This window comes from Streptomyces sp. TRM49041, assembly GCF_008271805.1.
Taxonomy (GTDB): Bacteria; Actinomycetota; Actinomycetes; order Streptomycetales; family Streptomycetaceae; genus Streptomyces.
In genome coordinates this window covers 110,332-136,358 of sequence record NZ_VSRY01000103.1, presented here as the reverse complement: position 1 = coordinate 136,358, position 26,027 = coordinate 110,332, and the positions used below count along the sequence as shown (strand labels likewise).

24 protein-coding genes are annotated in these 26,027 nt (G+C 69.8%); 11 read left to right on the top strand and 13 right to left on the bottom strand.

The genetic code is table 11. The features are described 5' to 3' along the window. Nucleotides 1-4: 4 nt before the first annotated feature. Both FVS66_RS11815 and FVS66_RS11810 read right to left on the bottom strand, forming a co-directional pair. A complete protein-coding gene (locus tag FVS66_RS11815) occupies nt 5-604 on the bottom strand; it encodes an OB-fold-containig protein (protein ID WP_149180990.1) in 600 nt (199 codons plus the stop codon). 216 nt (nt 605-820) lie between these two features. Beyond that, nucleotides 821-1,291 carry a hypothetical protein gene (locus FVS66_RS11810; RefSeq protein ID WP_399225358.1) on the bottom strand — a complete coding sequence of 157 codons (471 nt, stop codon included), beginning with the start codon at nt 1,289-1,291 and terminating at the stop codon, nt 821-823. Nucleotides 1,292-1,568: 277 nt separating this feature from the next. Here FVS66_RS11810 and FVS66_RS11805 point away from each other — a divergent pair, with 277 nt between their 5' ends. Then, the gene (locus tag FVS66_RS11805; protein ID WP_262386947.1) at nt 1,569-2,297 is read left to right on the top strand and encodes a DUF2182 domain-containing protein; all 729 of its coding nucleotides are present in this window, start codon (nt 1,569-1,571) and stop codon (nt 2,295-2,297) included. A gap of 129 nt (nt 2,298-2,426) precedes the next feature. Here FVS66_RS11805 and FVS66_RS11800 read toward each other — a convergent pair whose 3' ends face one another. The 5 genes from FVS66_RS11800 to FVS66_RS11780 form a co-directional block, all read right to left on the bottom strand. Beyond that, complete coding sequence (locus tag FVS66_RS11800; protein WP_149180988.1) at nt 2,427-3,050, bottom strand: DUF1326 domain-containing protein; 624 nt, start codon at nt 3,048-3,050, stop codon at nt 2,427-2,429. A 118-nt stretch (nt 3,051-3,168) separates the two neighbouring features. Then, complete coding sequence (locus tag FVS66_RS11795) at nt 3,169-3,558, bottom strand: hypothetical protein (protein WP_149180986.1); 390 nt, start codon at nt 3,556-3,558, stop codon at nt 3,169-3,171. Between the two features lie 22 nt (nt 3,559-3,580). Further along, complete coding sequence (locus FVS66_RS11790) at nt 3,581-4,093, bottom strand: hypothetical protein (RefSeq protein WP_149180984.1); 513 nt, start codon at nt 4,091-4,093, stop codon at nt 3,581-3,583. Between the two features lie 199 nt (nt 4,094-4,292). After that, entirely contained in the window at nt 4,293-7,568 is a 3,276-nt protein-coding gene (locus tag FVS66_RS11785; RefSeq protein WP_222946922.1) for a TIM-barrel domain-containing protein, read from the bottom strand. Between the two features lie 202 nt (nt 7,569-7,770). Beyond that, a complete protein-coding gene (locus FVS66_RS11780) occupies nt 7,771-8,556 on the bottom strand; it encodes a DeoR/GlpR family DNA-binding transcription regulator (protein WP_149180980.1) in 786 nt (261 codons plus the stop codon). Nucleotides 8,557-8,698: 142 nt separating this feature from the next. Here FVS66_RS11780 and FVS66_RS11775 point away from each other — a divergent pair, with 142 nt between their 5' ends. The 4 genes from FVS66_RS11775 to FVS66_RS11760 all read left to right on the top strand — a co-directional run bounded on the left by FVS66_RS11775 (nt 8,699) and on the right by FVS66_RS11760 (nt 12,339). Continuing rightward, nucleotides 8,699-9,601 carry an SIS domain-containing protein gene (locus FVS66_RS11775; RefSeq protein ID WP_149180978.1) on the top strand — a complete coding sequence of 301 codons (903 nt, stop codon included), beginning with the start codon at nt 8,699-8,701 and terminating at the stop codon, nt 9,599-9,601. Between the two features lie 103 nt (nt 9,602-9,704). Continuing rightward, nucleotides 9,705-10,565 carry a class II fructose-bisphosphate aldolase gene (locus FVS66_RS11770; protein WP_149180976.1) on the top strand — a complete coding sequence of 287 codons (861 nt, stop codon included), beginning with the start codon at nt 9,705-9,707 and terminating at the stop codon, nt 10,563-10,565. A 122-nt stretch (nt 10,566-10,687) separates the two neighbouring features. Beyond that, the gene (locus tag FVS66_RS11765) at nt 10,688-11,920 is read left to right on the top strand and encodes a SpoIIE family protein phosphatase (protein ID WP_149180975.1); all 1,233 of its coding nucleotides are present in this window, start codon (nt 10,688-10,690) and stop codon (nt 11,918-11,920) included. Between the two features lie 221 nt (nt 11,921-12,141). Next, on the top strand, nt 12,142-12,339 hold the full coding sequence (locus FVS66_RS11760; protein ID WP_149180973.1) for a hypothetical protein: 198 nt from the start codon (nt 12,142-12,144) through the stop codon (nt 12,337-12,339). Nucleotides 12,340-12,407: 68 nt separating this feature from the next. Here the strand turns inward: FVS66_RS11760 and FVS66_RS11755 are convergent, their stop codons facing one another. Together FVS66_RS11755 and FVS66_RS11750 are read right to left on the bottom strand one after the other, a co-directional pair. Beyond that, nucleotides 12,408-13,769, bottom strand: a complete 1,362-nt coding sequence (locus tag FVS66_RS11755; protein WP_149180971.1) for an anaerobic sulfatase maturase — start codon at nt 13,767-13,769, stop codon at nt 12,408-12,410. A 210-nt stretch (nt 13,770-13,979) separates the two neighbouring features. Continuing rightward, nucleotides 13,980-14,384: a hypothetical protein gene (locus FVS66_RS11750; RefSeq protein ID WP_149180969.1), complete on the bottom strand. Its 405-nt coding sequence runs from the start codon at nt 14,382-14,384 to the stop codon at nt 13,980-13,982. 532 nt (nt 14,385-14,916) lie between these two features. On the opposite strand from FVS66_RS11750, the gene FVS66_RS11745 reads away from it, so the two are divergent. The 4 genes from FVS66_RS11745 (at nt 14,917) to FVS66_RS11725 (ending at nt 18,971) form a co-directional block, all read left to right on the top strand. Continuing rightward, nucleotides 14,917-17,271 carry an arylsulfatase gene (locus tag FVS66_RS11745; RefSeq protein ID WP_149180967.1) on the top strand — a complete coding sequence of 785 codons (2,355 nt, stop codon included), beginning with the start codon at nt 14,917-14,919 and terminating at the stop codon, nt 17,269-17,271. A 2-nt stretch (nt 17,272-17,273) separates the two neighbouring features. Beyond that, nucleotides 17,274-17,438, top strand: a complete 165-nt coding sequence (locus FVS66_RS34940) for a hypothetical protein (RefSeq protein ID WP_187645486.1) — start codon at nt 17,274-17,276, stop codon at nt 17,436-17,438. Beyond that, the gene (locus FVS66_RS11735) at nt 17,435-17,842 is read left to right on the top strand and encodes an SHOCT domain-containing protein (protein ID WP_149180965.1); all 408 of its coding nucleotides are present in this window, start codon (nt 17,435-17,437) and stop codon (nt 17,840-17,842) included. The genes FVS66_RS34940 and FVS66_RS11735 overlap by 4 nt, the downstream gene beginning before the upstream one ends. Before the next feature lie 127 nt (nt 17,843-17,969). Further along, on the top strand, nt 17,970-18,971 hold the full coding sequence (locus FVS66_RS11725) for a TIGR00341 family protein (protein ID WP_149180963.1): 1,002 nt from the start codon (nt 17,970-17,972) through the stop codon (nt 18,969-18,971). Between the two features lie 140 nt (nt 18,972-19,111). On the opposite strand, the gene FVS66_RS11720 is transcribed toward FVS66_RS11725, so the two are convergent. Further along, nucleotides 19,112-20,449, bottom strand: coding sequence for a hypothetical protein (locus FVS66_RS11720; protein ID WP_262386933.1), 1,338 nt, complete (start codon nt 20,447-20,449; stop codon nt 19,112-19,114). 182 nt (nt 20,450-20,631) lie between these two features. On the opposite strand from FVS66_RS11720, the gene FVS66_RS36555 reads away from it, so the two are divergent. Continuing rightward, the gene (locus FVS66_RS36555; protein WP_149180960.1) at nt 20,632-20,790 is read left to right on the top strand and encodes an SHOCT domain-containing protein; all 159 of its coding nucleotides are present in this window, start codon (nt 20,632-20,634) and stop codon (nt 20,788-20,790) included. A gap of 443 nt (nt 20,791-21,233) precedes the next feature. Here the strand turns inward: FVS66_RS36555 and FVS66_RS11710 are convergent, their stop codons facing one another. Then, nucleotides 21,234-22,187 (bottom strand): SEC-C metal-binding domain-containing protein, encoded by a 954-nt coding sequence (locus FVS66_RS11710; protein ID WP_149180958.1) that lies wholly within the window; start codon nt 22,185-22,187, stop codon nt 21,234-21,236. Nucleotides 22,188-22,520: 333 nt separating this feature from the next. Continuing rightward, on the bottom strand, nt 22,521-22,739 hold the full coding sequence (locus tag FVS66_RS34935) for a hypothetical protein (protein ID WP_262386932.1): 219 nt from the start codon (nt 22,737-22,739) through the stop codon (nt 22,521-22,523). Between the two features lie 413 nt (nt 22,740-23,152). Here FVS66_RS34935 and FVS66_RS11700 point away from each other — a divergent pair, with 413 nt between their 5' ends. Beyond that, nucleotides 23,153-24,580: a hypothetical protein gene (locus FVS66_RS11700; protein WP_149180957.1), complete on the top strand. Its 1,428-nt coding sequence runs from the start codon at nt 23,153-23,155 to the stop codon at nt 24,578-24,580. A gap of 713 nt (nt 24,581-25,293) precedes the next feature. Here the strand turns inward: FVS66_RS11700 and FVS66_RS11695 are convergent. Next, nucleotides 25,294-26,019 carry a PaeR7I family type II restriction endonuclease gene (locus tag FVS66_RS11695; protein ID WP_149180956.1) on the bottom strand — a complete coding sequence of 242 codons (726 nt, stop codon included), beginning with the start codon at nt 26,017-26,019 and terminating at the stop codon, nt 25,294-25,296. Nucleotides 26,020-26,027: the final 8 nt, after the last annotated feature.

The following is a 26,027-nucleotide window of genomic DNA, read 5'->3' as shown; positions in this document are numbered from 1 at the left end:
GTGGTCAGGCGGCGCCGAGAGGCTGCGGGGTGACCCAGAAGAACCCGCCGTCGTCGTCGTACGCGTACAGCAGTCCGGTGGAGCCGCGGGTGAGCGGCGGCTCGCCGTCCTGTTGCCGGACCTGGACGACGGCCGTGGAACCGTCCCGCACCGCGACCTCCGCCTGGCCGAATCCGCCGTCCACCCGCCCGGTGCGGATGGTGCAGGACTGCCCGATGAAGTCACGCCGGGACGGCGCGGGTTCATGAGGACGGAGGGAGTGCCACAGCCGGGCGAGCAGCCGCGTCACCTGATGGGCCGCCAGGAGCGCGACGGCGAGCAGCACGACCGAGAGCAGGGCGCGTACGAGCCCGGGGCCGGTCAGCCGGTTGAGTACGACCGTGCCGGCGAGGCCGGTGAACCAGCCGGTGACGGTCACCGCGGACACGGCGACCGTGACGGGCAGCCCGCCGAGTCCGAGCGCGCCCAGGGGGACGTCCCCGTCGAAGCCGTCGGCGTCGGCGGCGCCGAACAGCACCAGGAGCCAGAAGCCGATGACGATGACGAGCGCGGCGGTGAAGAAGAAGGTGGGGAAGCCGATCGACGCGGTGTAGAACTCGCGCATCTCTCCGGCCTCCCTTGCCACTCCGATCCAACGGAGTCACCGAGAAACCGATGCCGGGGCATGCGCGCTTCCGCATCCCGGCACCGGCTCGGTGCCCCCGTTTCCGATGTATGCATCCTGACAGGGGGAGGGGGGCTTGTGCATTGCCGGATTCCGGCAATCTTTACGGCGCCTTGATGCCGAGGACGCGCCGGCCTACTGACGTGTCATCAGGGCTCAGTGGAGTGCGGGAGGGGTGTCGACGCCGGCCAGCGCCCAGATGACGAACACACCGATCGCGATCGAGATGAAGCCCCAGACCGGCTGGTAGGGCAGCCAGACGAAATTGGCGATGACCGCGAGCGCGGCAAGCGCCACACCGGTCACCTTCGCCCAGGACGCGCCGCGCAGGACGCCCCAGCCGACAGCCGCGAGGAGGAGGCCGAGGGCCAGGTGGATCCAGCCCCACGTCATGACGGTGAACTCGAAGACGTAGTCCCCGATGATCCTGCCGTACACATCGTCCTCGACGATCCCGACGATGCCCTGGAGCGTCCCCAGCACGCCCTCCACGAGGAGGAGCACCCCGGCGAGCATCGCCCCCGCGGACGCCCAGCCGCCCGTGGCCGGAGGCGGGGGCTGGCTTTCGTGGTGGGCCCGGGCGTGTCCGGGGGCTTGATCGTGCCCGTGACCCGCTGTGTCGCTCATGGCCTGCCCTCTCGCCGTATGCGGACGGGGTGCGTCTGCGCCCGCGTGTACGTGCCTGCGTGTATGTGGCTGCGTGTACGTGTGGATGTACGTGTACGAGCAGCGTGCGGCGGCCGGGGCCGCGCGGCGACCCGGCGACCCCCGACCGGGCGAACGCGCAGCGGTCGCGGCATCGGTGGCACCGTGTTGTGCTGGAGACGTGAGCGCGCCAGCAGTACGGACCGCCCGTGCCTCGTCGTGGCTCCGGCGCCGGGACCTGGTCACGGGATGGGCCCTGATGGCCCTGCTCGCGGCGCTCGCCTGGCTGCTCACGGTCGCCCAGGCCCGTGACATGGGGCCGGGCATGGAACCCGGCACGATGGGCCTCGCGCTCCCGCTCTTCCTGCTCCTCTGGGTCGTCATGATGGTGGCGATGATGTTTCCGTCGGTCGCCCCCGTGGCCATCACCTGGGCGCGGGCCATCGGGCGGCAGTCGACGGGCGTGGTCAGGGCGGTCCGGATCACCGAGTTCGCCGGGGGCTACCTGCTGGCGTGGACCGCCTTCGGGCTGGCCGCGTACGGGGCGCTGGCGGGCGCCGGGTGGCTGGTGGAACAGGACCCGGCGGCCGGGCACTGGCTGGGCGCCACCGCGTTCCTGCTGGCAGGGCTCTACCAGCTGGGTCCGCTCAAGTCCGTCTGCCTGCGGCACTGCCGCGACCCCTTCGGTCACCTGATGCGCTACGCCGGTTTCCGCCCCCGCGGCCGTGACCTGCGCGTGGGCGTGCACCACGGGCTGTACTGCGTGGGCTGTTGCTGGGGCCTGATGATCGTCCTCGTTCCGCTGGGCATGATGAACGTGGCGGCCATGGCCGGGCTCGCGGCCGTGATCTTCCTGGAGAAGCTGTGGCGCTGGGGGCCGTGGCTGGGCCGGGGCATCGGGGTGGCGTTCGTGGTGCTGGGCGTGCTGGCGGTGTTCCAGGACTGGATGCTGCCGGGGCTGCAGGCGGCGCAGCACGGCGGGATGTGACGTACGCGCGCGTAGCGGCGGACATGCGGAGGCGGGACACCACTGGTGTGGCGTCCCGCCCTGGTGTGCTGCGTGGTGTGCTGTGCTGCGTGATGTGCCGCGTGCGCTCTGGTCGCTTCGCTCAGGACCTCAGCCACGCCCGGCGGGCGCGCCCTCGGGCTGCTCGCTGCTGAACCGGAAGTCACCCCTTTCCCCGTAGGCGGCGTCGAAGGAGAGCCCGAAGGCGTTCGACTGGCCGGAAGCCCTGCCGATCCCGTACTCCGGGGCGAACCCGAACGGCGCGTTCTTCACCGTGGTGGGGCTGCCGTCGGCTCCGGTGACCGGCTCGTACTCGATATCGGTCTTGCCGCCGACCGATATCCGCGTCTTCTCCCCGTCCGACAGCCCCACGGCCGCACGTTCCAGGCCGAGGTACTCGCCGAAGAACTGCGACAGTTCGCCGAAAGTGCCGCCCTCGTCGCCGGAGAGGATGCGCTCCAGCGCGGCGGCCTGTCCGTCGCTGGCGCCCTCGTCGACGACGATGCCGACCTTCCAGCCGCCGGACGTCAGATTCGAGGGGAAGTGGTTGTAGAGGGCGAAGTCGACTCCGGACAGATCCGTGTCGTCCAAGCGGCCGTCGGCCACATGGAACACGGTCATGCCCACGCACTCCTCACGGCCCTGCGCGTCGCGCGGCTTCGCGTCGACCGGGCATCCGCAGACGACCACGCACGAGCAACCAGCCGCGTAACTGCCGGAGATACTCCACGTCATGGTGATTCATCCTCCCGCCTCTCTGGACTGCTCCCCGAGCGAGGTGGAGGTGGAGCGGAAGGACCCGGCACAGGGGTATCGAGCCGCCCGTTCACGACCTCCGCACCCGTTGAACTGCCTACAACTCCACGCTAGGCGCTTCGGCACCCGGCGCAAGCGGTGCCGACGCGGTGGCGAACAGCTCGAAGAACAGGGGGAAGGTGCCCAGTACACCGATACCGACGAGTACGAGGGCGACGACCAGCGCGCGCGTGGTCTCGACCGCGCGCTTCCGCAGCGCCAGATGGAGTCCGGCCCAGGCCACGACCCAGACGACGAGCGCCAGGAGGACCTTCCCGGAGAGCGGCCCGACGGGTCCGCTCCACGCCAGCCACTCCTTGACCGGCTCACTGGCCTCGGCCAAAGACGTGAGAAGACCGAGGGCTGCCGCCCCGACCCCCGCGGCGATGATCGCCGCGGAAACGGGTCCCTCCGGCTTGTCGCCGTGCGGGGACGCGTACGGAATCACAGCACCCACTCCTCCCTGACGCCTAGGTGACCGGCTCGGCCTTGGTGATGAGCGCGCCGAGGGCGCCGGCGACGGCCGCGAAGGCGAAGGCGAGCACGAACAGCACCATGACCGTGCGCCGGACGCGCTGGTGGCGGATGAGCAGGTCGCCGTAGTAGAGGACGGTGAAGGCGACGACGGTGGCAAGGATCGGGCTCAGCCACGCGATGTGTTCCTTCCACTCCATGCCGAAGGTGTGCCACTCGGCCGTCTCCGGGTCCGCCAGCAGCCGTGACCTGGCACTCTCCGGTACGTCCTCCCGGTACCACGGGTACACCACCCATGTACCGGTCACCACGGTGCCCCAGGCCGCCACCGCCATCGCCGTGACACCCACCTTCAGCCGCCGCATCCGCTCCGTGATCCCGGCCCCGGTGACGAGGGCACTCCGCAGCCCGTACAGATCGGCCAGCCCGCCGGCGAAGGCCAGCAGGAAGACGGCGCCCAGCACCATGCCGTGGATCAGGGTCCACACTTCGCGCTCGGTGAAGCTCATGGCAGCCTCCCAGTGCCTGCCCTTCAGCGTCGCACCGCACGACGCCGGCGGCTGGGCGGAAGGGCCGCACGGGTGAGGGCTCATCGACGCCCGACCGGGAGGTTCCAGTGGCGCCTGCGCCCCCGGCCGGGGGTCGTTCGGCCGGGGGCGCAGGCTGGTCAGGGGCTCGTGGGGGAAGGCCCCTGCGGGTTCCGTCGCGTCAGCCGGTGGGGGTCCAGCGCTGAGCGGCGGAGCCCGAGCAGGTGGTGAGCTCCAGCTCGGTGCCGTTGGCGGTGCCCGCACGGACCGGGGCGAGGCAGCGTCCGCCGCTCGTCACGGCCGACCGGGCGCCGAGTCGCCACTCCTGGGTGGCGGAGCCGTCGCAGGGCTGGACGGTGACGGTGGCCTCGGCGGCGTCGAGGCAGACGCCGTCCTTGCCGGTGAGCGTCCCGCTCGTGGTGAACGTCCAGCGCTGGTTGGTGCCGCCGTGGCAGGTGTAGAGGGTCGGCCGGGTGCCCGGGGCCGTGGCGCCGTACGGCAGGTCGACGCACGTGTCCGAAGCCCCGTTGACCAGGGTCGCGTTCGCGGGGAGCGGCGTCGCCCGGCCGGTCGCCGAGATCTCCGCGGCGCTCGTCCACGGTCCCCGGTCGCCCGCCTCCGTCAGGGCCCTCAGCCGCAGGTGGCGGCCCGTCTTCGGGACGGTGGCGACCGTCTTCTCCGCCGCGTCGTCGGTGAACGTGCCGACGGCGACGGGGCTGCCCCAGTCGGCCGTCGTGTCCGACACGTACACCTCGTACCTCCCGACGCGGCCGTTGCCGCCGCCGTCCTGGCGGGGCAGGTAGGAGAGGCCGCCGACGTCGTACCGCGCGCCGAGGTCGATCTGGATCTCGTGGGGGAGGGGCGCGGCGGTGGTGCCGGAGTACGCGGTGTGCCACATGGTGGCCGGGTCGCCGTCGATGGCGTTGGCGGCGGACCCGCTCTCGGCCGAGGTCTCCTGGCTGTCGGTGTACGCGACCTTCCAGGCGGCCTTGGGGATCGGCACCCCGGAGGATCCCGGGACCGGGTCGGCCGGAAGCAGCTCCAGGCCGGACGCGGTGACGGCGAACGCCCCGGACCTGCCGCCCGCCTTGACCCACAGGGTGCCGGAGCGGTCCGCGGCGTCGAAGTACCAGCCGGTGGCGGCGGAGTCGTAGGCGCTCTTGGAGGACAGTGCCTGGAGGGCCGCGCCGTCGACGGTGACGCCGGTGGGGGCGGCGGCCGCGTGGACGGTGAACTCATAGCCGCGCGACGCCGGCTTGCCGCTGTACGAGCCGGTGCTCGCACCGACGTCGATGCGCACGTCGCCGGTGCCCGAGGCGGGGGCGGTGACGTCCACCTTCTGCTCGGCGTAGGCGCCCTTCTCGTACTGGCGGGTGAGGCCGTCGTCCTCGTACAGCGTGAAGGTGGACGAGCCGCGCGGGTACACGTCGTACGTGAGCGTGTCGACGGGCTTCTCGCCCGTGTGGTTCATCTGGGGCCACATCGGCACGATGCCGCCGCCCTTCACGAAGAGGGGGAGCGTGTCGAGCGGCGCGGAGTAGCCGTTCAGCACCCCGGGACCGGCGTACGTCCTGCCGGTCCAGTAGTCCGTCCACGTACCGGCGGGAAGGTAGACGCCGTCCCGGGTGGTCGTGTCGGAGACGACGGGCGCGACGAGGAACGAGTCACCGGACATGAACTGTCCGCTCGTCAGATCGCCCCGCGCCACCGGGTCGTCGGGGTACTCGAGGACCATGGCGCGCACGGTGGGCGTACCGGTCTCGGCGGCGACGCGGCTCATCGAGTACAGGTACGGCATCAGCCGCATCTTGAGCTTCAGGTACTTGCGGTTGATGGACAGGTACGGGTCGCGGAAGCGCCAGGGCTGCTTGTCCTGGTAGCCGGCGGACGGGTTGGTGGCGCCCCAGCCGGACATCGTCATGAACGCCGGGGTGAAGGCCTTCCACTGGAGGTCGCGGACGTATGTCTTCGGACCGCCCTGGAAGATGCCGTCCACGTCCCCGGCCGCGTAGTTGAGCGCGGACAGGCCGGCGCCGGTGATCGCCGGGACGTGCCAGCGCATCGCGTCCCAGGTGCCCGGGGTGTCGCCGGTCCACACGACGGCGTTGCGCTGCGTGCCGGCCCAGCCGTCGACGGTCCACACGAAGCGGCGGGCGTCGGAGTTGCGCTCGATGCCGTCGACGGCCTGCTGGACGCTGTCGAAGGCGTACTTGTAGCCGGAGCCGATCCACGCCACGTCCGTCTTCACGCCGCGGCTTCCGGCGACGCCGACCTCCTGGTCGATGTCGGCGAGGCCGGTGGAGGTCCACAGGCCGGTGTGGAAGCCCTTGGCCTTCAGCCCGTCGACGGTCGCCTTCAGGTCGGTGTAGCCGCAGCCGTACCCGTCGTTGGGCAGGAACCAGCCGGAGGGCATGTCGGCGGCGCGGGCGTCGGCGGCGTACCCGAGGACGTCCTTCGTCGTCTGGTGGCGCGGCCGGTCGTGGTCGCCCTGGTAGTCGGGGTCGGAGGCGTTCCAGCAGTCGGCGTTGCCGAGCTCGAAGCCCCACATCGGGGCCAGGAACGGCTTGCCGCTGACGTCCGTGTAGGCGTCGAGCACGCCCTTGAGGGAGTTCCCGACGAAGTACCAGGCGTCGAAGCGGCTCTCGTTGTGCGTGAACGTGCCGGGCGCGCCGAAGGAGTACGTGCCGGGGGCCCAGGTGTTGCGCATGACGCCGTAGCCGTTGGTCGACATGTAGAAGGGCGCCGGGCTGGCGTTGGTGTTCTCCTTCCACGTGTTGGCCACGGAGACCGGCACGGTCTTGCCGCGCAGCGCCCACTCCCCGAGGCGGAGGCCGGTGCCGTAGAACTGCTCGTCGGCGCCCCGCGTGAGGTACTGGCTGGTCCGGGTGCCCGTCCAGGAGAGCGGCCGGTCCTCGGCCCAGACGAGCGTGGTGTTGTCGGAGCGGTGGACGGAGAACCGCAGGGGCGACTTGTCGACCCGGATGTTCAGGGCCGGGGTGCTGATCCGGTAGTGGGTGCCCGCGTCCGTGACGTCGGCCGTCACCGGCCCGAAGTCGGTGTCGACGGCGAGCGCGTCGCCTGCGGGGTCGTCGGTGAAGCGGCCGTCGGGCGACAGCCAGATCCGGAAGATGTCCTGCCGGGCGACGACCACCCTGACCTTCGCCGCCGTCGACGTACCGATGGTGAAGGTGTTCCCCGACCGGCTGACCCCGGTGGCGTCACCGGGGCCCCTCGCGGCCGCCGCGTCGGCTGAGGTCGCCGCGTCGGCTGAGGTCGCCGCGTCGGCTGCGTCGGCCGGACCCGTCGAGGTCGCCGCGTCGGCCCGGGGCGGGGGCCCGGCGACCGAGAGGACTGCCGCCACCATGGCCGCCACCAGGCCCAGGACCGTCGGCCGTCTGCCCCTGACGGCCGGGCCGGTGACCTGACGCCACCGGCCTCCCGCTGAACTCCGTTGCATCACAGCCGCCCTTCCGGCCATGCGAGCGCCGCGCTGCTCGTCGGCGGCGCTCGCCGACAACAGGTGCTGACGTACTGCGCGATATGAGAGCAGCCGCTCCGATTGACGTCAAGTGCTCATTCGGGCCGCGTTCCGAGCAGTTGCGCGCACGATTTTCGGGTCGGCGAGCTCCGTCGAGGCGAGTTCGGGGAGGTGGTACGTGCTAGACGCGGTGGACGTCGACACCCTGGCCGGTGAGCTGTTCGACGAGTTCGGCGGGGGCGTCGTGGTCGGTGACGAGGACGTCGATCTCGCGGATCGTGCAGACCCGGGCGAAGGCACGCTGCCCGAGCTTGGTCGAGTCGGCGACCACGATGACCTTGTCGGCCCGCTCGGCCATGGCGCGGTTCGCGCTCGCCTCGCCCTCGTCGTGGGCGGCTGCGCCGAAGTGCGGGTCCACAGCGTTCACGCCGAGGATGGCGAAGTCGAGCGAGAGCCCCTGAAGCACGGCGGCCGCGAGCGGCCCCGTCAGCTCGTACGAGTGCGGGCGGGCGACCCCGCCCGTCACGACGGTCTTCACATACGGGCGTACGGCCAGCTCGTTGGCGATGTTGACGGCGTTGGTGACGATCGTCAGCGCCGTACTCCCGGCGTGCTCGGCGAGGTCGGCCCGCGTCGCCAGCTCCCGCGCGACCTCCGAGGTCGTCGTCCCGCCGTTCAGTCCCACCACCGAGCCGGCCGGGACGAGAGCGGCGGCGGCGCGGGCGATGCGCCGCTTCTCGTCCGCCTTGCGCCCGGTCTTGTAGCGGAGGGGGAGGTCGTATGTCACGCCGGACAGCACGGCGCCGCCCCGGGTGCGGGTGAGCAGCTGCTGCCGGGCCAGCTCCTCCAGGTCCCGGCGGACCGTGGCGGGGGAGACGCCGAGCAGCTCGGCGGCCTCGGCGACCTCGATGCTGCCCTTCTCGCCCAGAGCGTCGAGCAGCCGCGTCCACCGCTCGTGCGTGCCCATCACCGTTCTCCTCGCCTCGCGACTTCCGGGAGCCGAGCGTAACCCGCAAGACCATGAGCGCTCCTGCGCATGCTTGCTCAAATCTGCGCGTAGGGCCTATAAAAAAGCCATCTGCAATCACATGAACCACTCGGAGGTTGCTGTGAGCCATGTCGACCGGGAGATCGCCGACCAGCCGGGATGCTGGCGCCGTGTGCTGGAGATTCACGCGACGGGGCCGCGACCGGCCGGACTGCCGCGGGACGGCGAGCGCGTGGCCGTCGTGGGCTGCGGGACCTCGCTCCACATCGCGCAGGCGTACGCGGCGCTGCGCGAGTCGGCCGGCCTCGGCGAGACCGACGCGTTCCCGGCGTCCGAGTTCCCGGCGGCCCGCCGCTACGACCGGGTGCTCGCCATCACCCGCTCCGGCACGACGACGGAGGTGCTCACCGCACTGGAGCGGGTCGCCGGAGGCACCCCGACCGTCGCGCTCACGGGCGATGTCGCCACGCCCGTCCGGGACGCCGCCGACACCGTCGTGGACCTGGGCTTCGCCGACGAGCGGTCGGTCGTACAGACCCGGTTCGCCACCACCGCCCTCGTCCTGCTGCGCGGCGGCCTGGGCCTGGCGCCCGCGGACCTCGCCGAACAGGCCGAGCACGCCCTGCGCGTCCCGCTCCCCGAAGGGGCCCTCGCCGCCGCCCAGTTCACGTTCCTCGGCATGGGCTGGACGACCGGCCTGGCTCACGAGGCGGCCCTCAAGCTCCGCGAGGCGTCCGGCGCGTGGACCGAGTCGTACCCCGCCATGGAGTACCGGCACGGGCCGATCAGCGCCACCGGACCGTACAGCGTCGTCTGGTTCTTCGGCGAGCCGCCCGCCGGGCTCCTCGACCAGGTCCGGGCGACCGGCGCCCTCGCCGTCCACGCCCAGGGCCACCCGCTCACCGACCCGCTCGCCGACCTGGTACGCGCTCAGCGCCTCGCCGTCGCCCTCGCCGAGCGCCGCGGCCTCGACCCGGACCGGCCCCGCAACCTGACCCGCTCGGTCGTCCTCACCGGCTCGTGACCGCCATCGCGGCGTCGGCGTCGGCGTCGGCGAAGGAGAAGGCGAAGGAGAAGGAGAAGGCGTCCGGGATCGCCCTACCCACCCCCTCACCCAGGAGACCGCCATGCCTCTCGTAGGGACGGGCGACATCGTCGCCCCCGCCGCACGCACCGGAGGCGGCGTCGGCGCCTTCAACGTCATCCAGCTCGAACACGCCCAGGCCATCGTGGCCGGTGCGGAGGCCGCGGGCGCGCCCGTGATCCTCCAGGTCAGCGAGAACACCGCCCGCTACCACGGTGCGCTCACCGCCGTCGGCACCGCCACCCTGGCTGTCGCCCGGGCCGCGCGGGTCCCGGTGGCGGTCCATCTCGACCACGCCACATCGGTCGACCTGGTCCACGAGGCCGTGGAACTCGGCTTCACATCCGTCATGTTCGACGCCTCCGCCCTCCCGTACGAGGACAACGTCCTCGCCACCGCGGCGATCAGCGCCCACTGCCATGCCTCCGGCATCTGGGTGGAGGCCGAGCTGGGCGAGGTCGGCGGCAAGAACGGCGTCCACGTGCCGGGCGCCCGCACCGACCCGGCCGAGGCGGCCGCGTTCGTTGCCGCCACGGGCGTGGACGCCCTCGCCGTGGCCGTGGGCACCTCGCACGCCATGCCCACCCGCGACGCCGCACCGGACTTCCCCCGGATCGCAGCCCTGCGCCGGGCCGTCCCGGTCCCCCTGGTAATGCACGGCTCTTCGGGCGTCGCCGACCACGACCTGACCGCCGCGGTCGACCACGGCATGACCAAGGTCAACATCGCCACGCACCTGAACAGGGTCTTCACCACCGCCGCCCGCCGAGCCCTCGCCGCGGACCGCGCCCTGGTCGACACCCGTCACTACCTCGGTGCCGGCCGGACCGCGATGACCCACGAGGTCACCCGCCTGCTCGCCGTCCTCAAATCCCCGGTCGCCCGGAAGCCGACCGACCCCTGACACACGACGGGGCCGCCCAGGTGACCGCCGGTGTTCGTGGGGAGCAGTGGCCCGGTTCCATGGCGCGTCACTCCTATCGTGGGGCGTCGGTACAGTGACGGTCGGCGCGAGGCGGGCAGCACATGAGGAAACCGCAGATCGACTACGCGGCGGTCTTCCACGCCCTGCCGGGCATGGTGGCTCTGCTCACTCCCGACCTGGTGTACGCCGACGCCAACGAAGACTTCCTCCGGCTGGCCGGGCGCACCCCCGAGCAGCTGCTGGGCCGCTACATCTTCGACGTCTTCCCCGAGAACCCCGACGACCCGGCCGCGGCAGGCATGCGGGAGACCCAGGCGTCGATGCTGCGCGTGGTGGCGACCGGTGAGCGCGACACGATGGCGCTGCTGCGCTATGACATCGAGGATCCCGAGCGGCCCGGCCACTGGGTGGAGCACTTCTGGAGCCCGGTCAACGCACCCGTGGTGGGCCCGGACGGTCGGGTGACGCTGATCGTGCACCGCGTGGAGGAGGTCACCGAGCTCATCCGAGCCCGCGGCGGCGCGGGCAGCGACAGCAGCCGGACCCGCGTGCTGGAGGCCGAGCTCTACACCCGCTCCCGTGAACTGCAGGGACTCAACGAACGCCTGCGCCGGGCTCAGGTGCGCGACCGCGAGGTCGCCCTGGCTCTGCAGGAGGCGATGCTGCCCGCCCCCACGCCGGTCGGGCACCACCGGGCGGCCGTGCGCTACCGGCCGGCTGTCGGCACCCTGAACGTGTGCGGTGACTGGTACGACATGGTCGACCTGCCGGGTGACCGCATCGCGGTCGCTGTCGGCGACGTCGTCGGCCATGGCCTGGAAGCGGCCTGCGTCATGGGGCAGCTGCGCAGCGCGCTGAGCGCGGCTGCCCGTGTCGCCGACGGACCGGCCCGGGCGCTGGAGGCCCTCGGACTGTATGCCCGCCGTGTCGACGGTGCCGAGTCGACCACTGTGGTGAAGACCTTCATCGACTGGGGCACCCACACCCTCACGTACAGCAGCGCGGGCCATCCGCCACCCGCCCTGCTCCACCCCGACGGCACCGTGACCTTCCTCGACCAGGCGACCGACCCTCCCCTCGGAGCGCGCCCCCAACACGTCCCGCGGCCGGAGGCCAGTACTTCCTTCGCCGAGGGCGCCACCCTGGTCCTGTACTCCGACGGCCTGATCGAACGCCGTTACGAGGACATCGACACCGGCCTGGCCCGCCTCGCCGACGCCCTCGTCCGCCACGGGCAAGCCGACCCCGAGGCCCTGGCCGACGCCCTCCTGGCCGAACTCCTCCCACCCACCGGCAACACCGACGACACGGCCCTGGTCATCATCCGCCTGTGACCTGTGTCGTCCGCAGTCAGAGCCACGCCGCGGCGGAAGACAAGAATCGGAGTCGCTCCCGGTCAGGACCCACTTGCGCTGGCCCGGGAACTCCACTCGCCGTGACAGTCTCCACCGGTCGGCCGAGGTCACCCGGTCAGGGTGATGTGCCGCAGCGTACGACGGCACAGCATGAGTATCCGGGGGCCCGGAGGGACCACATCTGCGAGGGATGCGCGCTCATGCAATACGAGATCCGCGTCGAGGGACAGATGTCGAGGACGATGACCGACGCGTTCCCGGAGCTGGAGAGCTGCATCGTGGCCGGGCAGACCCTGATGTTCGGCCAGGTCACCGACGAGGCGCATCTCTACGGGCTGCTCGCGCGGTTCCAGTCGCTGGGCCTCCACGTGGTGGAGATGCGCAGGACCGCTCCCTGACGTGCCGTGCCGTGCCGTGACGTGCCGTGACGTGCCGTGACGTGTCTGACGCGTCTCACGTGTCGGCGCTACCGGCGACTCGCCACGACGGGCCTGCCGTGGCAGCGTGCCCACTTGCGTCCGCTCCCGCACGGACAGGGCGTGTTGTGCGGCCGTCGCGCGTCGGCCTCCTCGTACTCGCGCATGATCAGTGCGGGGGCCCGCCCCTGGCGCAGCAGCCCGGCCATCGTGCGCATCGGGCGGTCGACGTGGTGGAAGAACGCCTTGAAGCCGACGCACAGGTGGTTGAGGCCCGGCTCGCCGTCCGGCGTGGTGTCGAAGCGGTCCTTGGGGCAGCCGCCGTGGCAGGCGAAGCGGACGTCGCAGTCGAGACAGTGACGGGGCAGGGAGTCGTACTTGTCCTGGCCGAACTTCCGCTGCCTCGGTGAGTCGACCAGCTCCAGCATGTGCCGGTCGCCGATGTTGCCGAGCAGGTGTTCCGGCTCGACGAAGTGGTCGCAGGAGTACAGGTCCCCGTTGTGCTCCAGGGCGAGGGCGCTGCCGCACGTCCTGGAGTGCACGCACAGGGAGGGCGGCTCCCCGTACCAGTTGGCCAGCGCCACGTCGAACATCTGGACGTAGACGCGGCCGACGTCGTGGCGCACCCAGTCCTCGAAGACGTCGATGAGGAACCGGCCGTACTGCTGTCCGGTCACCGACCGGTCGGTGACGCGGTCGCCCTCCTGCCGGTACAGGGGCCGGTCCGTGGCGCGGGCGCCCCAGCCGTCGTTGGCCAAGGGCAGGCCGTGGGCGGTCGCGCGTTCCACGATCGGGATGAACTGCATGTGCTCGGCGCCGCAGTCGTCGCGCAGAAAGGCGTACACCTCGCGGCCATGCCCGGCGTTGGCGTCGTGCAGGGTGGTCAGCGCGTTCCACCGCACGCCGTGTTCGCGCAGGTGACCCAGTCCGCGCATGACGTGGTCGAAGGTGGGCTTGCCGCCCTTGTCGACCCGGTAGGCGTCATGCAGCTCGCGAGGGCCGTCGACGGAGAGCCCGACCAGGAAGTCGTGGTCCCGGAAGAAGCGGGCCCATTCGGCGTCGATGAGCGTGCCGTTGGTCTGGATGGTGTTGACGATCCGCTGGCCCGGGCGGGCGTATCGACGCTCGTACTCCACGGACCGGCGGAAGAAGCCGAGGCCCATGAGAGTCGGCTCCCCGCCCTGCCAGGCCACCGTGACCTCGGGCGCGGGGCCGTGCGCCTCGATCAGCTGCCGGATGTAGGCATCCAGCAGTTCGTCCGCCATACGGAATCTGCTGCCCTCGTACAGCAGCTCCTTGGACAGGAAGAAGCAGTAGGTGCAGTCCAGGTTGCAGATCGCGCCCGCCGGCTTGGCCAGCAGGTGGAAAGGCCGGCGCCGGACGGCCGGATCGGGCAGCTCTACGATGCTCATCGGCCCAGGGTGGGGCTCCTGCGCCGCTCCCCGCGTCACCCGGCACGGGTAACGCGGGGAGGTTCCCTCGTACGCCGTCAGAGGTGCCCGCGAGGAGAGCGCGTCGCGCCACCACTGCGAGCAGGCTGACGCCGGGCACGGCGAGGCGAGCAGGGCGACGAGCACGCCCTCACTTCCTCTCACGGGCGGGCGGCGCTTCGGCGCCCTCCGTCATTCCTTTCGCACGACGCACAGGGCCCAGATGACGAAGGCGTACAGCGCGATCAGGGTGAGTGACCACACTGGGTAGTACGGGATCGACAGGAAGTTGGCGATGATCAGCAGTCCGGCGATGCCGACCCCGACGACCCGGGCCCACAGGGCGCGAGAGAAGAGGCCGACGCTCACCGCGATGGCGATCACGCCGAGGGCCAGCTGGATCCATCCCCAGCTGGTCAGGTCGAACTTGAAGATGTAGTTGGGGGTGGACACGTAGACGTCGTCCTCGGCGATCGCCATGATGCCGCGGAAGAGATCGAGGATGCCGGCGATGAACAGCAGGACCCCGGCGAACGTCACCAGCCCGACGGCGGCCGGCTCGGCCGTCTGCGAGCGGTGATGGGTGGTCGTTGTCATGTTCGCTTCCTCACTTCCCAGGTGAACCGTGCACCCAGTGGTGCGCCTTCGAGCATGTGGGGTGATCCGGGCAGGTTGATCACCCATGACGGGTGAGGTTCGCGCGGCGGATCGCTGGGGGCGACGGGCGCGTTCTGGCGGACGCTCGTGCTGAGCACGGCGCTGGGGCTCCCGGCCTCGATCAGCCTGCTCGTCTTCGGCGCGGTGCTGCTCGGTCCGACGCCGTAGGACCTGGGCCGGCGGATCGTCGGCCATGCGGTGCTCAGCCTCACCGCCGTGCGGATGCCGCCGGTGGCCGTCGCCGCCGACCCGACGAGACCACGGCCGTGGGCCGGGAGCCGCACGAGGCGACCCTCGTCCCCGAGGCCGCCCAGCGGCGCATCACCGCTCGACGACGCCGTACGCCTACCCCGCGGGACGGTGTGCCGGCCCGGTGCTCTGTCACCCATAAGGGGTGAGGTGAGACGGGCCGCCCCCGGCCATGGTGGAGGGACACCCGGATTCAGGACTCGCGGCAGCGAGGAGAACCGTCATGGCCAAGCCGTTCAAGGGGAAGATCGCCCTCGACATCCGTGACTCGCAGCCGGACTGGGCGCCTTTCCTCGCACCGGAGGCGGCTGAGAACGCCCCGAACGTGCTGGTGATCGTGTGGGACGACGTCGGTTACGGGACCATGGACTGCTTCGGCGGCCCGGTGAAGACGCCGGCGATGTCGCGGATCGCAGACATGGGCGTGCGCTACGCGAACTTCCACACCACGGCGCTGTGCTCCCCGACCAGGGCCTCGCTGATGACCGGCAGGAACGCGACATCGAACGGAATGGCGACGGTCGCCGAGTTCAGCTCCGGCTTCCCAGGGATCTCCACTCGCATTCCGTTCGAGAACGGCTTCGTCTCGGAGGTCCTGAGCGACCGCGGCTACAACACGTACTGCGTCGGCAAGTGGCACCTCACCCCGGGCGACGAGACCAACATGGCCGCGTACAAGGGGCGCTGGCCCCTGGGACGCGGCTTCGAGCGGTTCTACGGCTTCCTCAACGGCGAGTCGAACTGCTGGTACCCGGACCTGATCCACGACAACCACCCGGTCGACCCGCCGGCCACGCCCGAAGAGGGCTACCACATCGCGAAGGACTTCTCCGACAGGGCCATCGAGTTCATCCGGGACGCCAAGGCCGTCGAACCCGGCAAGCCCTTCTTCATGTACCTCTCCCTCGACGCGGCTCATGCGCCGCACCACGTCTTCAAGGAGTGGGCCGACCGGTACAAGGGCGTCTTCGACGAGGGCTACGAAGCCATCCGGCCCGGGATCCTGCGCCGTCAGAAGGACCTGGGCCTGCTGCCGGAGAACACCGAACTCTCCTCGATCAACCCCCACGGCGAGCCCGCGGCGTCCGGGCCGGACGGTCAGCCGTGGCCGCTGCTGGACACCGTCCGGCCCTGGGACGACCTCAGTGCCGACGAACGACGGCTGTTCGTCCGTATGGCCGAGGTCTTCGCCGGTTACGTCTCGTACACCGATGACCAGCTGGGCCGGGTGCTCGACTTCCTCGAATCCGCCGGCGAGCTCGACAACACGATCATCGTGGCTGTCTCCGACAACGGGGCGAGCGGCGAGGGCGGTCCGGACGGCACGTTCAACGAGTGGCGGTTCTTCAACGGCATGGACACGCCGGCCGAGCTTTCCCTGGAGCACATCGACGAGCTCGGCGGTCCGTCGTCGTACAACCACTACAACACCGGGTGGGCCTGGGCGTTCGACACACCGTTCCCGTACTGGAAGCGCTGGGCCGGCTACGAGGGCGGCGTGGCCGACATGTGCCTGGTCGCCTGGCCCGCGGGGATCGAGGCCCGGGGAGAGGTGCGCCGGCAGTACGTCCACGCGGTGGACGTCGTGCCCACGCTCTACGACCTGCTCGGCATCGAGCCGCCCGAGGTGCTCAAGGGCTACCGGCAGAGCCCGATCGAGGGCGAGAGCTTCAGGGCTTCGCTCACGGACTCCGGGGCGCCGGGACGGCAGACCCAGTTCTACGCGATGCTGGGGCAGCGGTCCATCTACCACGAAGGGTGGCTGGCCTGCACGGTCCATCCGCCGCTGAGCGGTTGGGGCGACTTCGCCCACGACAAGTGGGAGCTCTACGACCTGACCACCGACCGCGCCCAGTCGACGGACCTGGCCGCGCGGGAACCGGCCCGGCTGGAGAGCCTCAAGAGCCTCTGGTACTACTACGCGGGCATCTACAACGGGCTGCCGCTGGACGACCGCAGCGCCCTGGAACAGGTACTGGCCGAGCGCCCGCACGGAAGCCGCGAGCGCGACCGTTACGTGTACTACCCCGACTCCGCGGCGGTGCCCGAACAGGCCGGGGTGGTGACCAGTGGCCGGTCGTACACCATAGCCGCCGGGGTGGACGTCGGGTCGGCCGATGCCGAGGGCGTTCTCTACGCCCACGGCGGTGTGGCGGGCGGCCACAGCCTCTACGTCAAGGACCATCGCCTGCACTACGCGTTCAACTGGGTCGGCAGCACCCTCCAGGTCGTGGACGCCGACCGGGACATTCCGCCGGGCAAGCACGTGCTCACGGCCGAGTTCGCGGCGAACGGACGCAGCGCCGACCTCACGATGCCCGGTGCCGCGGGCACCCTCACCCTCTACCTGGACGACCAGGAGGTGGGCCGTGACGACATCGTCACGCAGCCCGGCTCCTTCTGCCTCGTCGGGGACGGGATCTGTGTGGGACGCGACGACGCCTCGCCGGTCACCCCTGACTACGAAGGGCCGTTCCCGTTCACCGGAGGCACCATCGACAAGGTCGTCGTCGACGTCTCCGGCGAACGCTACGTCGATCACGAGGCCCAGGTACGCGGCTGGTTCATGATCGACTGACCGTGGGATGCCACGGCGCCCACGGCGCCCACGGACTGCTGACCCGCATCGCCGCGCAGGTGGCCATGGGAGCCTCCCCCGCCTCGTACCTGGCCTGCGGCACCGAAGAAGCCTTCGGGCTGCCCCTGCTGCCCGGCGGAGGCGAGGAAGAAGGAGCGGTGACATGAATCTTGCCTACGACTACCCGGTGCTCGGAGCGTTCTGGACAGCCATGTGGATCTTCCTGTGGGTCCTGTGGGTCGTCCTGCTCTTCCGGATCATCGGAGACATCTTCCGGGACGACACGCTCAGCGGGGCGGCCAAGACGGGGTGGCTCGTCTTCGTGATCGTGCTCCCCTTCCTCGGCGTGTTCGTCTACGTCCTCGCCCGCGGCAAGGACATGGGCAAGCGCGAGACCCGGCATGCCCGGGCCCAGCAGCAGGCGCTCGACGACTACATCCGCGAGACCGCCGGCTACGGCACGGGACCCGCGACCGAGGCAGAGCAACTCGCCAAACTCTCCGAGATCCGTTCCAAGGGCGACATCACCGACGACGAGTTCCGGCGGGCCAAGGAGAAGATCCTCCACTGAGCCCAGAGCCCAGAGCCCAGAGCCCAGAGCCCAGAGCCCAGAGCCCAGAGCCCAGAGCCCAGAGCGCGCCCCTGCGCCCGCCCGTGTCCTGCCCCCGAAACCGTGCTGATCGTGGTTGTTTGTGGGCGTGATCAGCAAAGTTCGCGCCCGTGTCCTTCCGGCCCCCCAGCGCCGCACGCTGGACGAACTGACCCAGGATCTGGTCCTGTCGTCCGGGGACACCACGTCCAAGCGTTCGGCCTTCTGGACCATGTTGACGCTGTCGTCGGTCATCGCGGGCGGCGGAGTGCTCACGGACTCGACGGCGACCGTGATCGGCGCGATGATCATCGCGCCCCTGGCCACGCCGATCATGGGCATCGCCCTGGGCTCGGTGCAGCGCCGCCGCACCGGATCGGCCAGGGTCGTCCTCCTCGCGTGCCTGCTGGTGATCGTGGTCGGGATGGCCATGTCGATGACCCTCCCCAGTGGCTACGACCTGCTGTCCAACAGCCAGATCTCGTCACGGACGTCGCCGCGCCTGATGGACCTGATCGCCGCCCTGGCGACCGGTCTCGCCGGCGCGGTGGCGCTGGCCCGTCGGGACGTCGCCGCCGTGCTGCCCGGCGTCGCGATCGCCATCTCCCTCGTCCCGCCCCTGGTGGTGGCCGGGGTGTGCCTGGGGCAACTGTCGGGATGGCTGGCGCTGGGTGCGCTGGTGCTGTTCGTGTCGAACCTCTTTGCCCTGGTCTTCGGGGGCATGGTGGTCTTCGCCTCCCTCGGTTACGGCGCGGAGGCCGACAAGGCAGCCGGACGGCCCGCCCGGAGGGCATATGTCGGCATGGTCCTGCTGTTCGCCGTCGCGTTCGTTCCGCTGACGGCCAACACCGTGGTCACGCTCCTGCTCAACACCTGGACCGGCCAGACCAAGGACGCGGCGGAACAGTGGCTCGCCGACGAGCCGGGCGCGTCCGTCACGAGTGTCGACGCGACCTCCCGGACGATGTACATCCACGTCCGCACCCCCGGAGACCTCCCGCCGGTGGAGTCTCTGCTCGAACGGCTCAAGGGACGGATCCCGGACGGCACCCCCGTCGTGGTGGACACGTCACGCGGCCGACGCATCGACGCGGGAGCGGTCGGCGACTGAGCGTCGCACCGGCCAGCTCCGGCCATGCCTGTCGTCCGCGACGGGAGCGGGGGCACTCGGCGGCCCCCCCGTAGCCGTAGCGGCAGCCGACTCCCAACTTTCACCGAGTGGCCGCACGGGAACCGGCCAGGGGCCGGCCGTCAGTGCGCGGCGGAATCGGCCCCGGAGGCGGCGGGCGGTGCGGAGGGGTCGTCCAGGAATTCGCGGATCGCGAAGCCCACCAGCGTGATCACCGCGGTCCAGACCACGACTGCCGTGGTCGGGTAGCTCCAGGTGAACAGGACGACCGCCGCGATCACCAGGACGGCGACACCGATCCAGTGCTTGAAACGATGGACGAACCGCCCGACCGCACCCGCCCGGAACCCCGCCGACCCCGCCACATCGCGCAGCGCGCCGATACTCCTGCGGCAGCCGGTACGAGTGAGAACGGCGATCCGGGACGGGCCGACGAGGAAGGCGCCGACGGCGGTGAAGAGGGCGACCGCGGCGAGCGCCCGTACGCCGGCGCGCAGGAACCTGACCAGGGCGTCGTACACGGCTCCCGCGGCCGCCTGGGAGGTCCCGGGTGGCAGCCGGTCGAGGTAGACGTCACGGGCGACGGTGAGGCCGATACCGAGAACCAGCATGGCGACGAACACGGCCAGAGCCGTCCCGATCAGCGCGTTCCGACGGTTGAACGCCACGTAGACTCCGGCGGCCGCGATCAGGAGCGCGATGACGGGCAGCCAGCCGCCGAGGAGTTCCAGCACTCTCACATAGGTCTTGATCTCGCCGACGTCCTCGGACGCGAACACCACGAAGTCCGTCCGGACGTCAGGGATGTTCGCGGCGGGCGCGAACCCGGCGTCGACCAGTTGGTTCTTGACCTGCTCGACGATGGGTCCGACGTCGATGACGACCTGGTTGTCCTCCAGCTTGATCGCGCCCTGGCCTTCGCCGGTCAGCGCCTCGTCCAGCGCCGCGTGCGCCCTGCGGTTGGCCTCCACCCAGACCGTCTCGAAGGCGCTGCTGGTGACCACCCGCTCCACCGTGTTGCTGACCAGCTGTCTGAGGCCGCTCTCGATCGGGCCGTCCAGGTTGGTCAGCAGCTCGGCCGCCTGCGGGGGCACGCCCTGCGCCGATGCCGCGTCCGTCAGCCGCTGGACCAGCGCCTCCACGTCGACGCGATCCAGCACGGCGGAGGTGACCTGGTCGGTGACCGCCTCCTGCACATCGGGATCGCTCGCCAGCGGCCCGACAGTCGCGACGTACCGGTCCGTGTCCTGCACGATGCTGTTCGCCCACACGGCGACGACGGACAGCAGCGACAGCAGCGCGGCGAAAAGGATCAGCAGGACCGAGCCGAGGGAGCGAAGCGGATGATGCCGCGCCGCCCGGGGCGGACCAGCGCTCTCCAGGGCGTTCACCCGCTGCCGCAGTTCGTCCAGCTCACCGCGCTCCCGGGCCGAGAGCCCTTCGTCACCGCTGTCGCTCACTGCCCCAGCAAACCGATGCGGCGCACAGCCCGCGACCCGGGCGAGCCGGTCGGGTGAACGGCGCACCAAGGTGCGACGGCACGCGGACAGCAGGGGCGGTGTGCCGCGCAGCAGGAAAACGGAGCGCCCGCACCGCAGCCGGCGCACCAGGCCGAACCGCCCGCGGCTCCGGCGGCCCCGACATGACCAGCAGGATCGAACAGCTGAAGCAGCTCGGCGAACTCAAGGACCAAGGAGTGCTCACGGAAGCCGAGTTCGAGGAACAGAAGCGCAGGATCCTCGGATCACGACCTGCTTCGGATGACGACCGCACAATCGATCAGCGGCCTCCGGCCCGGTAGGCGCGGGCCATGGTGGTACCGGCGTCACGGAGCGGGCCCGCCCTCACGGGCACTCGCCAACTGGTGGAGCGGGTGAGCGAGAGGCCGCCGCCCAGGCGGAAGCCGCTCCCCGAGTTCGGCTCCCAAGGAGCCCCCGAAAACCACTCAGGGGCCTGACCCGCTCTCGCGGATCAGGCCCCTGACCTGGTGTTTCAGCTGTCGGGGTGGCGGGATTTGAACCCACGACCTCTTCGTCCCGAATGAGGTTCGGGCAAGATCGACACCTGGTCGCCTTGCTAACCGTGCAGGTCAGGGGCAAGTTTTGGGTTGGTGTGGCAAGGGCTCGGTCGGCCTGCGGGGGAAGATCATCTCCCAGAATTCTCCCAAGTCCTGGTGCTGTGACCGCCTCCGCGAAGCGGCGCCGCTCCCGCCGACCGCTTCGCAGAGGCGAGTTTGCACGCTGCTTAGGGGGACTCGGGTACTCCTGCAGGGTGGCATCGACGGGCTTTGCGTCCTGACCCGCACGGGCAGGGCGTGTTCTTGCCAACGCTGCGGCCCGGCCCGACGGGCCTTTGCTTGGGAATCGTGCGCCCAGACACCCGCTGCTTCCCGAGGTCTCGCCACAGTGACAGCACAGCAGGGACGTCATTGCCCTTGTCCAGGAGCCATTGTGCTGCTGCTTTGCCGGATGCGTCAGGGAAGGTCGCTGCGGCTTCAGTAAGCCCGCCGCGCTCCAGGAACTGCCGAGCGATAAAGCCGTACGAGTCGCGTTCGTCGAAGCGCCGCATCCCCTGGACCCGAAAGATGTCGGGCGCGAAGGCGGCGCCGATCATGACGGCGGCGCCAGCTACCACTGCGCCCGGGTCACCGGTCGGCTCGTCCGGGGTGCTCATCACGTTGAACCGGTCGATGAGCACCTTCTCTGCGGCCGGGATTTCGATAGGCAGTTCTGCCGCCAGGAGATCCTCGTACCGCTCCGTGACCTCCTCCGGGCCGCTGTAAGCGAAGGAGTCGATCACCTTGTCGTGGAAGAAGTGCAGGACGAAGAGATCGTCCTGGAGCGAGGAACGGAACGCCTCAACCGACTTGGTGCGGCTGTATCCGACAACCTGAACGGTTTCCTCGCGACGCGTACCGCGGCGCTTGTCATCCCCCAGCCGTGCGCCTTGGGACGACAGGAATGGGCACACCTGTGCAGAGTAGACAGCGCAGATCTCGTGTACGGGTGCCTCTGCGAGCCCAACTTCTTCGGGAAGAGGTGTGTCGCCGAAGTGGGGGAGCACCTGCCATCGTGCTTCGTCTCCGAAGGGAAGCCCGCAGACAGCACACCAGTCGAAGGTGGCCAGCACGAGCTTCCGCCGTTCATCGATCGCTCCGAAGTTTGCCCCCTCTGCGTCACGCCCAACTGTTGCGATCACGGGGTAACCCCTGGACTCGCGTTCGAGGTGGCCTAGACGTTGCGGTGGTATCACCTCTTGCGGCCTCAAGGCCACCTCCAAGCGTCGTACGGTCGAACCAGGTTAGCGGTGAGGAGCAGGTCAGCTACCGAAAACCGGTCAGTCCGGACCGCAGGAGAGTGGCCGTGTTCCCGAGCAGAGCGGCGATGGCAGCTGTGAGGCCCTGCAGGAAGGTGGCGACGCCCGTCGCTGATTCTTCAGGGATGTGGTCGGCGGACTGGCGACTGCGGATTTCTTCAGGGCGCGGTCCAGGCGAGGGGACTTGGCGGCCAGCAGGTGGATCAGCTCGTCGCGTCAGCGCCGGATGGCAGGGGCGGAGACGTCGTTGCCGCCGGCCATGTCGGCCAGACGCTGATCGTGCCGCAGCCCAGCCAAGACGATCACCGCGATCCTCCCGGGCGGCAGCGCCGGCCACCTCGACCGTATCGCTTTGAGATGGCGTCGCAGCAGGTTGGTGAGGTAGTGCAGGGTGTGCGTGGACAGCAGCAGGCTTGCCCGTACCCCGGTGTCCAAGCCCAGCACCTCGCCGATCTCATATACGCCCTTTGATGCAACTACCGCGCAGGGGAGCCAGACGACGGCGGTTAGGAGAAGACCCCTTCGCCGCAGATCTGCCCAGCCGTGAACCAGCTGGCCACCCTCCAACCCTCGTTCCGACCTGGCGATCTGAATCTCGCTGAGCCCAGACCACCGCAGAGAACCCTTCAACCGAACCCTGGTCTCGGGATCATTCCCTTCCATCGCTCTCGGCCGCTTAGTGTGAGTAAGCTGTGGAAGCCAGGTCCGGACTCCCGGTAGCACCGGGGGAACCAGCCGAGTGCACCTAGTCTTCGCCGTCCGGAGGCGCGTCAGAAGCGTGCCCACCAGCGGAACTCCACTCGCTTCCACGCACGGCCCCCGTGCGCCCATCGTTCGGAGTCCTCCGCATGTCTGCTCAGCCGACCCTGGCCGCGCTCCGCGGCTTCCACTGCGAGCACACCCCCAGCAAGAGCCGCATCCTCGCTCTCGTCCACCACCGAGAGGGCCCTGCCTCGCTGCAGGCCGTTCTCACCTGTCGGCAGCCTGAACTCGCGCAGCAGGCAGTGGGCATCCTCCAGCAGGCCATCAGCTCTTCCGCCGACGCTTGGAAGCCCGAGCCGCTGGAGAAGCTGTGTGCCCAGCTGCCGGATGCTCCGGCTTCATCCCTCCGCAGTGCCGCACGGCACGCGCTTGCGGGCGTCTGGCCCATGCCTCCAGGCAGCTTCCTGAAGTGGGAGCAAATCGCTGTTGGCGTTGACGAAGACGCGGACGAGGACAGTGACACCGACGCGGTTACGCGCATGGTGCGTACCCGAAACGACGCACGGCTCTCTGACCTGGCCGGTCCGGTCATTCGGGTAGAGGTACTCCGAGAGTTCCACGTACATGACCAGCAGGCCGTGTTGAAGGCAGCCAGGAGCGCAGGCTGGGAGCCCCTGCTGAACGAGGACCTCGAGGGCGACGACCCTCAGGACGTCGTCGGGGCCGTCATGTGGCTTGGGGAGTCCGACAGCGAGATCGATGGCGCGGACACGATTACGGACACCTCCCAGGGCCTGAGGCTGCGCACCGAGAAAGGGCATGAGGTCGCCGACTGGAGCGAGGAAGCGGTGGTCGCCGACTTCGGTGCGGGCTTGCGGTATACAGCGGCTGTCCGCCGAGGTGAGCCGGCGACGCCGTCTACCGGGAAGAAGAGCCCGGACTTCGCGGCGCTGTTCGCGGCGGAGGCGCCGCACTGCGACGACCCGGAGTGCGAAGACGAGCGGTGCCAGTGGCAACTCACCCCCCGAACCGCCGATGTCCTCTACACGGAACTGTGCGTGCTCGCCGATCAGGCGTACGACGACAGCGAGGAACTTGGTGACAGGCCGGTGGTGCCAGACGAGCACGACGGCCACTGGGGAGTGTTCGCCTATCTCCCGAAGCTGACTTTCGCGGCCGACCTCCAGTGGCGCCGCCGGTTCGCCCGTGCCGCCGACGACCTCGCCGGTGACCTCGAACGCGGGCAGTGGCCGGAGCCCACCTGCACGGCCGAGGAACTTGCCCTTCACCTCGCCATCCGCGACGCGGGAGACCGCGGGGACGAAGGCGATGACGCTGGTGACCACGGGAGGCTGCCCACCCACCGTGACGACTACGACTTCGACATGTGCTCCGAAGTGTTCTTCCAGGACACCGACGTGCTGATGCTCTACAACTCTCGTTTCGACGGGATCGAGGACCCGGACGGCGAGACGAACCAGCACATGGGCATCGGCGATCTCCGTGCGGCAGCTTGGTTCGAACCGTTCCTGAACGTCCAAGCGCGAGATCCCCACCGAGGGTTCCGCCGCTGACTGCCAGGCGGCGTCGCGGAGGAGCCGGACCGCGATGGTTCAGGAAGTCAGGCTCTTGCAGCGGACCCTGAGGGAGTACGTGGTGCCCTCGGGTCCGCTGCAGCGGCTCCACCCGACCGAGGTGGCCACCGCCTGGCCCTTCCGCTCTCGCAACTGCGCGGCGAACACGCCGAGACTCTCGATCTTGCACCCGCAGTTCAGCACGACCTCGATGCCGATGTACGGGCTGCGAGGATTATGCTCGCCGTCCGACTCGGTCCACCGGACTCGGTCACGTGCTCGGCCAGCCCTGTCCGCTGCACGTCGTGCATTATGCCGTGGGCCTTGGCGTACTCGTCCAGATCGTCGATCACGAAGAGATGGCTGGACCACTCGCCGAGCCAGTCTAGGTTGGTCTCGCGTGGCCTGGGCGGGCCCCCAAGAGAAGATCATCTCCCAGTTGTCTCCCAGAGCCCCACCTTGCTGTGAACCCTTGATAGGCGGGGCGAGGTGCTGACTACGTTGCAACAGCACGTTTGCCCGTAGCCCTACGCCAACACGGTTTCCAAATGTTCGTACGGGGCCCGGCAGAGGCAGCTTCCCTGATCGCCTCCACGATCCACCATCCTCGCTCGTTGTGTTCACGACTCTGCTGCGATGAGGCCAGGCGGGGTGTGACACAGCACCTGTACGGCTAGCGGGTGCTGTGTCAGCGGTGTCGCAAACGCGGGTAGCTATCCAGGGAAGCCGAGGTCCTTGAGATAGGCGAGCCGCGCGTTTATGGCCGCAGAGAAGTGGCGCCAGTCGAGCTTGTCGACGGGCTCATGTGGCTTCGGGTCGGCGGCCGAAGAGGTGATGTAGCACGCGGCGTTGTAGAGCCGCTCGGACAGGAGTCTCTGACAGAAGACACCGAAGCGCTCTTGGTAGGACATCCCCTGCCAGATGCCCTCAACTGGCAAGGCACCCTTGGCCGGCTTGACCGGCCTACGCGATCCTGCCTCGTCCTGCATGATGAAGAAGTATCCGAGCCAGGGCTCCTCTCCTGGGTACAGCTCAGCCAAGGCTGCATGGCGCAAGTCAATCGCGCTGCCGAGCGCTTCCTCGACTCGGTTGTTGTAGTTGTTGCCGAAGGACGGGCCGCCGAGGGCCTTCAGCTCGAAGGCAGCCACGAGGGTGTTCCTGTGGACGACGACCAGGTCCCATTGCTTCTGAGGCCGGTAGTAGCCGGGCAGTTCGAGCCCCTGTGACTTGGTGACACGGATGCTCTCTGGCGGGTACCCAGCGTCGAGGAAGAACTTCGACAACAGGATGGCGATGGCGTCGAAGTGCTTGCCGCCACGTACGGAACCTGCTGTGCCTGCTCCCACAGCGGCCTTAATCGCCGACTGCTCTCTCTGGAGTTCTTTGGCACCCCAGTACGCCGCGATGGCGTCTTCGAAGTCTTGGCGGGTGACCGTCAAGATCCGTT

Coding starts and splice junctions, on each gene's coding strand:
- FVS66_RS11790 (WP_149180984.1), bottom strand. CDS start 4,093: ATGAGCTTCACCGAGCGCGAAGTGTGGACCCTGATCCACGGCATGGTG.
- FVS66_RS11765 (WP_149180975.1), top strand. CDS start 10,688: ATGAGGAAACCGCAGATCGACTACGCGGCGGTCTTCCACGCCCTGCCG.
- FVS66_RS11760 (WP_149180973.1), top strand. CDS start 12,142: ATGCAATACGAGATCCGCGTCGAGGGACAGATGTCGAGGACGATGACC.
- FVS66_RS11780 (WP_149180980.1), bottom strand. CDS start 8,556: ATGGGCACGCACGAGCGGTGGACGCGGCTGCTCGACGCTCTGGGCGAG.
- FVS66_RS11745 (WP_149180967.1), top strand. CDS start 14,917: ATGGCCAAGCCGTTCAAGGGGAAGATCGCCCTCGACATCCGTGACTCG.
- FVS66_RS11700 (WP_149180957.1), top strand. CDS start 23,153: ATGTCTGCTCAGCCGACCCTGGCCGCGCTCCGCGGCTTCCACTGCGAG.
- FVS66_RS11750 (WP_149180969.1), bottom strand. CDS start 14,384: ATGACAACGACCACCCATCACCGCTCGCAGACGGCCGAGCCGGCCGCC.
- FVS66_RS11785 (WP_222946922.1), bottom strand. CDS start 7,568: ATGCAACGGAGTTCAGCGGGAGGCCGGTGGCGTCAGGTCACCGGCCCG.
- FVS66_RS11800 (WP_149180988.1), bottom strand. CDS start 3,050: ATGACGTGGAGTATCTCCGGCAGTTACGCGGCTGGTTGCTCGTGCGTG.
- FVS66_RS11735 (WP_149180965.1), top strand. CDS start 17,435: ATGAATCTTGCCTACGACTACCCGGTGCTCGGAGCGTTCTGGACAGCC.
- FVS66_RS11755 (WP_149180971.1), bottom strand. CDS start 13,769: ATGAGCATCGTAGAGCTGCCCGATCCGGCCGTCCGGCGCCGGCCTTTC.
- FVS66_RS11805 (WP_262386947.1), top strand. CDS start 1,569: ATGGCCCTGCTCGCGGCGCTCGCCTGGCTGCTCACGGTCGCCCAGGCC.
- FVS66_RS11815 (WP_149180990.1), bottom strand. CDS start 604: ATGCGCGAGTTCTACACCGCGTCGATCGGCTTCCCCACCTTCTTCTTC.
- FVS66_RS11770 (WP_149180976.1), top strand. CDS start 9,705: ATGCCTCTCGTAGGGACGGGCGACATCGTCGCCCCCGCCGCACGCACC.
- FVS66_RS36555 (WP_149180960.1), top strand. CDS start 20,632: ATGACCAGCAGGATCGAACAGCTGAAGCAGCTCGGCGAACTCAAGGAC.
- FVS66_RS11810 (WP_399225358.1), bottom strand. CDS start 1,291: ATGAGCGACACAGCGGGTCACGGGCACGATCAAGCCCCCGGACACGCC.